Below are 1,529 nucleotides of genomic sequence, written 5' to 3'. Positions count from 1 at the left end.
ACGTTCGTGACGATCGCGAGCCGCCCCTCATCCGCCGTGAGACGCGCGGAGTTAAATCACTGATTTGCCCGACGGCGAAAGCGGAATGTTTTTTGCGCGAGGGCTGGACAGACTTTTGGTGATTTGCCCGACGGGTTGATTTGTCGCACCTTGCGCCTTCATCACCTCTATCATTCCGGGGCGCTTCAATCAGACCTCATGAGGAGAGGTTCGGGGAGCATTCTTCAATCACGCGCTCAGATCAGGCGTTTCGCTTGAAGAGGCTTTCGCCGATGCCAAGACCACGATTTCCCAATGGGAGGCTCGCGACGACGTCCCGCCTTCGAATCCACAGGCGCATTTTGGAGCTTCGCTTGCCGCAAAGCTCTCATCGAGGATCGACCGCACGCCTCGCGGTCAGCCGGTCAATGAGAGTATCGGCCGCAGAGCTTCGGCGGCAATTTCGCCAATCACAACCAACGCCGACGATGCCACACACTAGTCGGCGCCCGAGCAGAATTAGGGCGTGGACTCATTAGCACGTAGCCAAATTCGGATTGATGCGAGTTTGACGAACGCAAGATAGTTGGCTGCGAGTTTGTCGTATCGGGTCGCGACACACCGACATTGCTTGATCTTGTTGAAGAACCGTTCGATCAAATTGCGTGCGCGATACAGATGCGGACTGAAGCAGATCGGGTCTTTGCGATTTCGTTTCGGCGGAATGTTCGCCCATGCTCCTTGCTGGCGGGCAAGCTCCCTGATCCAGTCGGTGTCGTAGCCGCGATCCGCGAGCAGCATCGTCTTGGGAAGTAAGGCGCTGAGCAGAACCGAACACAGCCGGTTGTCATGCGCCTCACCGGGCGTGAGGGCGAGATGGACCGGCAGCCCATTGGTGTCTACCACCGCGTGAATCTTGCTGGTCAGGCCACCTCGTGAGCGACCCATATCTTCCTGATTGTTGTCCGCGATACAGGCTCCGTGCTGATGCACGCGCACGATGGAGGTATCGATCATTTGCGCCGCCGCGTCATGACCGGCAGCCAGTGCGTCCATGATGTGGTCCCAGACGCCAGCCGGTCGCCACCGAACGAAGCGATTGTAACAGGTGGTGCGGGGACCGTAGTTCTCCGGCAGGTCGCGCCATGGCGCACCTGAACGAAGGACCCAAAGATGCCATTGAGCACGCGACGGTCATCTACACGCCGAACACTACGCGGTTTGTCCGGCAGCATAGGTTTGATGGCGGTCCATTCATAGTCGCTGAGTTCGTAGCGCATGATTCCAGGCTCCGGTTCGGAGTTTGAATCACGTCTTGGGCAGCGCCATCAACCCGCAATGCCCCCGTCACCATGTCGCTATTGCTGTGAATTGACTTCCGCTTTCGGCGGCGCAGCGGACGTGACCGGACTCGCTGCCGGCTTGAAATGGACCCGCGGAGCGGGACCGCTTGAACCGGTTTGTTAGTTGGAAACTGACCGCTCCTGATCCCTTTCTATCACGCAGCCAGAGACGCTGTCTGCTGCAGTTGCTGTGGGCATGTGGTCAAC

The 1,529-nt window shown here is 58.5% G+C and carries 1 protein-coding gene; it reads right to left on the bottom strand.

Annotation, left to right across the window (positions count from 1 at the left end; all coding sequences use genetic code 11):
- Positions 1-498: 498 nt before the first annotated feature.
- A protein-coding gene (locus ACZYOF_RS43670; protein WP_463719577.1) for an IS5 family transposase occupies positions 499-1,259 on the bottom strand; the annotation gives its coding sequence in 2 pieces (ribosomal slippage) (positions 499-1,151 and positions 1,151-1,259; 762 coding nt in all).
- Positions 1,260-1,529: the final 270 nt, after the last annotated feature.

It is taken from the genome of Bradyrhizobium sp. LeoA1Lang, from assembly GCF_055413685.1.
The sequence above is the reverse complement of the archived record's forward strand: the minus strand, read 5'-3'. Positions and strand labels throughout refer to the sequence as shown.